Raw genomic sequence first — 7,476 nt, forward strand, 5'->3', positions numbered from 1 at the left:
TTTTTTTTTGGGGGTTGAGTGGCCCGGCCCGCTTCCCTTAAAAAATTTTTTGGGGTGGGGGCAAACGGGCCTCTGGCCCCCCCCCCCCCACCCCAACTCCCCCAAACATCCATCGTCCATCGGGCCGCAAGGAGGGAAGAAATTTTCAGGGGGCGCCGCCCCCGACGGCGCCTCCAGTTCCATGAACGCCAAGGAGGTCCGGCCAGGTCGCCATTGGCCTCTTACATCTGAGGCACCCGCTCCACCAGCGGGAGCGCTTCGGCCGACTGACGCTGGAAGATCAAACCCTGCTCCCCCACATCGACCACGATCACGTTCCCGGCCTGGAACTCGCCCCGGAGCAGCCGAACCGCGAGGGGGCTCTCGACCTGCTTCTGAAGGACCCGCTTGAGGGGACGCGCGCCGAAAGCTGGATCGTAGCCCTCCTCCGCCAGCCAGCGGCGAGCGGTATCGGTGAGGATCACATGCAGGCCATGTTCCGCCAGACGGGCCTGGATCTGACGCATCTGGATGTCGACGATCTGCATCACGTGCTCCAGCGTCAGTCGGTTAAAGACCACGATCTCATCGATCCGGTTCAGGAACTCCGGCCGGAAGGTCTCGCGGAGGGCCCGCTCGATCCGCTGCCGCTCCTCCAGCCGCTCGCGCTCCGAGGCCGCCTGGACGAAGCCGATGGTCCCGCTACGGCGGAAGTGCTCGGTGCCCACGTTGGAAGTCATGATGATGATGGTGTTGCGGAAGTTGACGATGTGGCCCTGCCCATCGGTGAGGCGGCCGTCGTCCAGGATCTGAAGCAGGGCGTTCCACACGTCCGGATGGGCTTTCTCGATCTCATCGAAGAGGATCACCCGGTAAGGCCGGCGACGCACCGCCTCCGTGAGCTGTCCTCCTTCCTCATAGCCCACATAACCCGGCGGCGCTCCAAACAGACGGGAGACCGTGTGGTATTCCCGGTATTCGCTCATATCCAGCCGGACCAGCGCATCCTCATCGCCGAAGAGATACTCCGCCAGCGCCCGAGCCAGCTCGGTCTTTCCAACGCCGGTGGGCCCGAGGAACAGGAAGGAGCCGATCGGCCGCCGCGGATCCTTCAGGCCAGCCCGGGCCCGCCGGATGGCGTCCGCCACCACCGCGATCGCCTCGTCCTGGCCAACCACCCGCTCCCGCAACCGCTCCTCCATATGGAGGAGTTTCTCCGCCTCCGTCTCCATTACCTGGGCCACCGGGATGCCCGTCCACGCCGCCACCACCTGAGCGACGTCCTCTTCGGAAACCACCTCGTCCAGGTTGCGCTCCCGCTGCCACTGGGTCCGGCGGGCCTCGAATTCCTTCTGAAGGCGAAGACGGCGCATGCGGATCTGGGCGGCCCGCTCATAATCCCGGTTCAACCCGGCGTGCTCCTCTTCCTGCGACAGCCGTTCGATTTCCGTCTTGAGGGCCTTGAGCTCCGGCGGAAGGGTGTTCAGGGCCACCCGCAGCCGGGCCGCCGCCTCATCGATCAGATCGATGGCCTTATCCGGGAGCCGGCGGTCGGTGATGTAGCGGTGGGAGAGGCGCACTGCGGCGACAATCGCCTCGTCGCTGATGCGGACCTGATGATGGGCCTCATAGCGCTCCCGCAGGCCCTGAAGCATCTGGATCGCGGACTCCACGGACGGCTCCTCCACGAAGATCGGCGCGAACCGCCGCTCCAGAGCGGGATCCTTTTCGATATACTTGCGGTATTCGTCCAGGGTGGTCGCGCCGATGCAACGCAGCTCCCCTCGGGCCAGAGCCGGCTTCAGCATCGAGGCGGCATCCAGGGCCCCCGAGGCCGCCCCCGCACCCACCACGGTGTGGATCTCATCGATGAACAGGATGACCTCCCCCTCCGCGCGCTGGACCTCCTCGATGACCGCTTTCAACCGCTCTTCGAACTCGCCTCGGAACCGCGCCCCGGCCACCATCGCCGCCAGATCCAGCTGCACGATCCGCCGGCCCATCAGCAGCTCCGGGACATCGTTGGCGACGATGCGTTGGGCCAGCCCCTCGACGATGGCGGTCTTGCCTACCCCCGCCTCGCCGATCAGCACCGGATTGTTCTTCGTCCGTCGGCACAGCACCTGGATCACCCGCAGGATCTCCGCCTCCCGGTTGATCACCGGGTCCAGCTTTCCCTGTCGGGCCAGGCGGGTGAGATCCCGGCCATAGCGATCCAGCATCCGGTAACGCCCCTCGGCCCCCGGATCCGTCACCCGAGCTCCGCCCCGCAGATCCTTGATCGCCTCATAGATGCGATCCCGAGTCACCCCCGCATCCATCAGAATACGGGCCGCAGGGGTGTTGCGTTCCGTGGCGATCGCCAGGAAGAGATGCTCGGTGGAGATATAATCATCCCCCAGCCGCCGCGCCTCCTCATTGGCCAGATCCAGGATGCGCTTCACCCGAGGAGTGATGAATACCTGGCCAGCGCCGCCAAAGCCGTAGATGGAAGCCCGCGGGCTGGCCCGGAGCACCTCATCCAGCCGGCCCCGCATCCAGTCCACGCTGATGCCCATTCGCTGGAGCAATTGGGGCACTACTCCATCCGGCTGTTCCAGGAGGGCCAGGAGGAGATGCTCGGTATCCACCTGATTGTGGCCATAGCGTTGCAGGATCTCATAGGCCCTCGCCGCTGCGTCTTGGGCCCGTTCCGTGAAATGATCGAAGCGCATCATCGTTGAGAGCCTTCCTCAAGAAGGAGAATTTAGGAGGTTGGATCATCTCAATTCTCTGCGGCGCCTCCTGCGGGCGCCGGAACCGGGCTGCCGGAAGCCAATTCCGATTGGGCAGTCCAACCTCATTATAAAGGATCCAAGTCAGGCGACCAAACCCGGAATCATCCTCTTAACGCAACTGGCCGACTGGGCATCCTGGCCGCAAGGGAAAAGACGCCGTGGGCAACGTGGTTTCATCCATACGATTCGGAGCGATTACCGCATCATCCGCTCGCATCCCCACCTATGAAAGTTATGAAAGTAAGGGAGCGAATCGCTTGCATCTCCTGGCATTCGTCGCCATGATGGAGGAAGCTGACCTTACGCGGCAGGGCTCCTTCCCTAAGGAAGGCAGCAGGGCATCCGGCAATCCTACGACAAGAGGAGAGAAATTCGCTATGCGGGGGCTGGAACTGCTGATCGGTATCCTGTTGATCGGACTGGGTTTGCTCTTATTCCTCCTGGCTCGCCCAGAATGGACAGGGGTTTTGAAGACCCGATGGGGAAAGGCCCTGCCCGCCCTTCCCAACCGGCGGGGATGGCAGGCGATGCTTGCCGGTTTCAGTTTCCTGGTGATGAGCGTAGGCTATGGACTCATTCTTTACCCCTATTTTGTGGGCTTGTCGTCTCTTCAGCCCTCGCCGACTCCGCCTGCCATCGCGCAGGCTCCTACCCCCTCCCCCACCGCGCTTCCCTCCCCATCACCAACCCCTCCGCGCTCCCCGGAGCCATCGCCTCCACCCCCCACGCCAACAGCGCTGCCCTCTCCGATCCCCCCCTCGCCCACACCCTCAGCGCTGGCCTGCGAGCCGGGAGTGCTGCGGGTGATTGAACAGGCAAATATGGCTCAGGAAGCTTACATCCTGGGCCGAGGGACGCTGGAACAGCTCACCGCCGCCTGGGGAGACGCCGCCCCGGAGGCCCGGCGACAGGGCGATCGCCTGCGGCAGGCCGCCCAGGCGCTCCGAGCAACCATCCAGGAGATCCAGTGGGAGATCCGCTCGTGCGCCCCGGTCTCCCAGCCCGGCCTCAATCTCATCGAGGTGCGGACGGAGGAGACCTGGATCTATCGAGCGAGCCTGGTCTGTCCCCCCGGTCAGAGCGTGACCGTCGACCGCGTGGTCACCTATCCGAGGGAGATCTACCGGCTGGCCGCCCAGGAGGGCCGGTGGCGCATCCTCCAATGGTCCCCTGGTGAGGGAACGCTTCGAGAGGATTGGCGCTGTCCATAAGAACCCGATGAACGCAACGGGTAGAGGTTGGGGATGGGAGAGGGCTACCTTCGCGGGCTGGCCTGCGCCCGAGATCGGCTTTCCTCCCTCCCCCCTGCGCCGCCTCGTGACGTGGGGGGGAAGGAAGAAAAAAACGTTTCGGGCGGGGAGGCCGCCGGGGGCCGCCTCTCCGCCCCTATCGGAAAAAAAGGGCTTCCGGGCCAAGCTCTTACGAAATGGAGGAAATGGGCTGGGTATCTTCCGCGCCGGATCCATGCGGGGAGCGCGCGATGGCCAGCGAATCCAGGCCCTCCTGGATTCGCTCCCGCATTCCTCCTTTCACCGCCCGAACCGCCGCGCGGATCGCATTTTTCACAGCTTTCGCATCCGAGCGCCCATGCCCGATCACCACCACGCCGTTCACCCCCAGCAATGGCGCCCCTCCATATTCCCGATAATCCAGATGCCGGAAGATCCGCCAGAGGCTGGGCATCAGGCACAGCAGACCCGGTGCGGCCAGCAGCAGACCCGGCAACGCCAGCGCCAGTCCGAGCCGATCCAGCCCCCCATCGGTCAGTTGCCCTTTCAGGAAACGGGCCAGGAAAGATACCGTGCCCTCCAGATGTTTGATCACCACGTTCCCCGTGAAGCCGTCCGTTACCACCACCTCCGCAAGACCCCGCGACAGATCCTTTCCCTCCACGTTTCCAATAAAATTCAATCCGCTTTCCTGAAGCAGGCGGTAAGCCTCCTGGACCAGGATGGACCCCTTGCCGGGCTCCTCGCCGTTGGAAAGGATCCCCACCCGTGGGTTCGGCCAGCCCAGCACGCGCTCTGCATAAATGACACCCATCATGGCGAACTGCAACAGGTGCCATGGTTTGGGATCGGTGTTCGCACCGATGTCCAGGAGAAGACACGGCCGGTAGGCGGTGGGGTATACCGTGGCCAGCGCCGGGCGATCAATGCCCGGGATCCGGCCCAGGTGGAACAGGGCCGCCGCCATGACGGCCCCCGTGTTCCCCATGGAAACAAACGCCTCCGCTTCCCCGGAGCGCACTAAGCGCATCCCTACCACCATGGAGGAATCCCTCTTAGTTTTCACCGCGATGGTATGCTCATGCATCTCCACGACTTGAGAGGCATGGACGATGGAAAACGAAAGGCCTTTTGTGGAATGGCGGGCCAGTTCGGCGCGGATCCGTTCCTCCTGGCCGACCAGGATCACGTAAAGCTCCGGGATCTCCCGCAGTGCCCATAAAGCCCCTTCCACCGGGACCTGTGGGGCGTGATCTCCTCCCATCGCATCCAAGACCACTCGAACGGGCATTGGGATTGTGCCTCCTGTGGGTAACCTGGGAGGTCGTGTTTCCCTGCTGACCGACGAGGAATGAGGCATCAAGGGCCCCTCCCCCTTTTATCCCTCCTCCCCGAGGCCCTTTGGGCCTCGGGGAGGAGGGATCCATAAAAGCGGTGGGCTCCGATCGGGGCGCGTGGGTGCGCCCCTACTCCAGCAACCGTTCCACAGCGGTGTGCAGATCGATCTCCCGACGGAGCAACTGATCCACCAGGCCATCCAGGCGAGCGCGACCGACCTGATGCACCACGCGCGCCCACAGGCGCTCCCGGGCGAGGGCGGCCAGCTCCTCCGCGATCCGCCGCCGCCTTCGGGCCTCCCCTTCCCCGCTTTCCTCCAGATAGGCCCGGTGACGCTCGATGGCCTCCACTAGCTCCGGGATCCCCCTGCCAGAAGTGGCTACGGTCTGGAGGATCGGTGGCATCCACCCTTCCCGGGACGGCTCCACCCGCTGAATGGTCATCGCCCGCCCATGGTGACGGACCACCGCGGGCTGGCCCAGGGAAAGCATAGACCGGAGGATGTGCAGGGTGGCCGCTGCTCCCTCCCGGTCCGCCTTGTTCACCACCAGGATGTCCGCGATCTCCAGGATCCCCGCCTTGATGGCCTGGATGTCATCCCCGAGCCCTGGAGCCTGGACCACAATCACGGTGTCCGCGGCCTGGGCGATATCGACCTCGACCTGCCCGGCCCCTACCGTCTCCACCATGATCCGCTGGAAGCCGACGGCGTCCAGCGCCCGGATGATCTCGCGGGTGGCGCGGGCCAGACCGCCCAGGCTACCTCGCGTGGCCATGCTGCGGATAAACACCCCGGGATCCCCGGCCACATCCTGCATCCGGATGCGATCCCCCAGCAGCGCCCCGCCCGTGAAAGGGCTGCTGGGATCGACCGCCACGATTCCCACCGTCTCCCCACGCTCCCGGTAAGCGCGCGCCAGGGCGTTCACCAACGTGCTCTTCCCGGAGCCCGGGGGGCCCGTGATCCCGATCACGTGGGCATTTCCAGTGTATGGAAAAAGGCGGGCGCTGAGTTGAGCTGCGGCTTCACCGCCTTCCTCGAGCAGGGAGAGCAATCGCGCGAGCGCCCGGCGGTCTCCCGCCCGGGCGCCTTCAAAGAGAGCGCCGGGATCTTGCATCAAAAGCGTTCCTCCGCCGAGAGAAGATCACATACACTCATGAGATCACCGTCTCCCCGACCGTTTTGAGATCCTCCGGTCGGACGCCGAAATGATCGCAGATGAATCGCACGATGGCCTCTGTGCTGGTTCCGGGCCCGAAAACTTCCCGGATGCCGGCGGCCTTCAGGGCGGGGACATCTTCCTCTGGGATGATCCCCCCGGCGATCACCAGCACATCGTCCAGCCCCCGTTTCCGGAGCTCCTCCACCACTCGGGGGAGCAACGTCATATGGGCTCCGGAAAGGATCGAGAGGCCCACCACATCCACATCCTCCTGCAACGCCGCCTCGGCGATCATCTCGGGGGTCTGCCGCAGGCCTGTATAGATCACCTCAAACCCTGCATCCCGCAGGGCGCGGGCGATCACCTTTGCGCCCCGATCGTGGCCATCCAGCCCTGGCTTCGCGATCAGCACCCGGATCTTCCGACCCATAGTGAACCTCGCCGGATAGGGTCGATCAAGCATTCGCTTTTATTTTAACACTGGCCAGCCCTCCTCTGTGACGAGGCATTCCGAGATCGATCCGTCCCCAGCATCCCAGGTCCAGCTCCGCGCGTTTCGATCAGACCCTGGCGCACCGTGTCCTGCGAAACCGTGAAAAGACCCCCCGTCCCCACATTCCAGTTCGAAGGATTTTCAAGCGGCTTTAACCTCCTCTTGACAATTTCCTTCAATCCGAGTAAAATATTGATGTAAACGATTTCTCACCAATACTCAAGGTAATGAGGACATTTTTTAGCATATTATCGGCCATAAAAGTCAATATATTTTCGATATTGAGCATGCAAACTACTATTTTTACATAAATTTTCGTGATGAAAAAAATAACTTTGAAAGCGATTGCGGAACGTGCGGGGGTTTCCGTGGCCACGGTTTCCCGGGCGTTGAACGGGCGCGGGCAAGTGGATAAGGCAACGCGGGAACAGATCCTGCGGATCGCCGAGGAATTGGGATACGCCCCGGACATGGCCGCCCGCAGCTTGGTGCTACGC

The 7,476-nt window shown here is 63.6% G+C and carries 6 protein-coding genes; 2 read left to right on the forward strand and 4 right to left on the reverse strand.

The annotated features are described in order from the left end of the window. Positions 1–221: 221 nt before the first annotated feature. Positions 222–2,693, reverse strand: a complete 2,472-nt coding sequence (locus NZM16_RS11865) for an AAA family ATPase (protein WP_366946174.1) — start codon at positions 2,691–2,693, stop codon at positions 222–224. 440 nt (positions 2,694–3,133) lie between these two features. On the opposite strand from NZM16_RS11865, the gene NZM16_RS11870 reads away from it, so the two are divergent. Further along, positions 3,134–3,967, forward strand: coding sequence for a hypothetical protein (locus tag NZM16_RS11870; protein ID WP_295480549.1), 834 nt, complete (start codon positions 3,134–3,136; stop codon positions 3,965–3,967). A 208-nt stretch (positions 3,968–4,175) separates the two neighbouring features. On the opposite strand, the gene plsX is transcribed toward NZM16_RS11870, so the two are convergent. The 3 genes from plsX to NZM16_RS11885 form a co-directional block, all read right to left on the reverse strand. After that, positions 4,176–5,276, reverse strand: a complete 1,101-nt coding sequence (plsX, locus tag NZM16_RS11875; protein WP_295480551.1) for a phosphate acyltransferase PlsX — start codon at positions 5,274–5,276, stop codon at positions 4,176–4,178. Between the two features lie 175 nt (positions 5,277–5,451). After that, on the reverse strand, positions 5,452–6,441 hold the full coding sequence (meaB, locus tag NZM16_RS11880; RefSeq protein WP_295449031.1) for a methylmalonyl Co-A mutase-associated GTPase MeaB: 990 nt from the start codon (positions 6,439–6,441) through the stop codon (positions 5,452–5,454). A 37-nt stretch (positions 6,442–6,478) separates the two neighbouring features. Further along, positions 6,479–6,916 carry a cobalamin B12-binding domain-containing protein gene (locus NZM16_RS11885; protein ID WP_295449032.1) on the reverse strand — a complete coding sequence of 146 codons (438 nt, stop codon included), beginning with the start codon at positions 6,914–6,916 and terminating at the stop codon, positions 6,479–6,481. Positions 6,917–7,299: 383 nt separating this feature from the next. On the opposite strand from NZM16_RS11885, the gene NZM16_RS14095 reads away from it, so the two are divergent. Further along, on the forward strand, positions 7,300–7,476 hold a 177-nt coding region (locus tag NZM16_RS14095; RefSeq protein WP_367281030.1), incomplete at its 3' end, for a LacI family DNA-binding transcriptional regulator.

This window comes from Thermoflexus sp. (assembly GCF_025055495.1).
In the GTDB taxonomy this organism is placed as follows: Bacteria; Chloroflexota; Anaerolineae; order Thermoflexales; family Thermoflexaceae; genus Thermoflexus.

Coding starts and splice junctions, on each gene's coding strand:
- NZM16_RS11865 (WP_366946174.1), bottom strand. CDS start 2,693: ATGCGCTTCGATCATTTCACGGAACGGGCCCAAGACGCAGCGGCGAGG.
- NZM16_RS11870 (WP_295480549.1), top strand. CDS start 3,134: ATGCGGGGGCTGGAACTGCTGATCGGTATCCTGTTGATCGGACTGGGT.
- plsX (WP_295480551.1), bottom strand. CDS start 5,276: ATGCCCGTTCGAGTGGTCTTGGATGCGATGGGAGGAGATCACGCCCCA.
- meaB (WP_295449031.1), bottom strand. CDS start 6,441: ATGCAAGATCCCGGCGCTCTCTTTGAAGGCGCCCGGGCGGGAGACCGC.
- NZM16_RS11885 (WP_295449032.1), bottom strand. CDS start 6,916: ATGGGTCGGAAGATCCGGGTGCTGATCGCGAAGCCAGGGCTGGATGGC.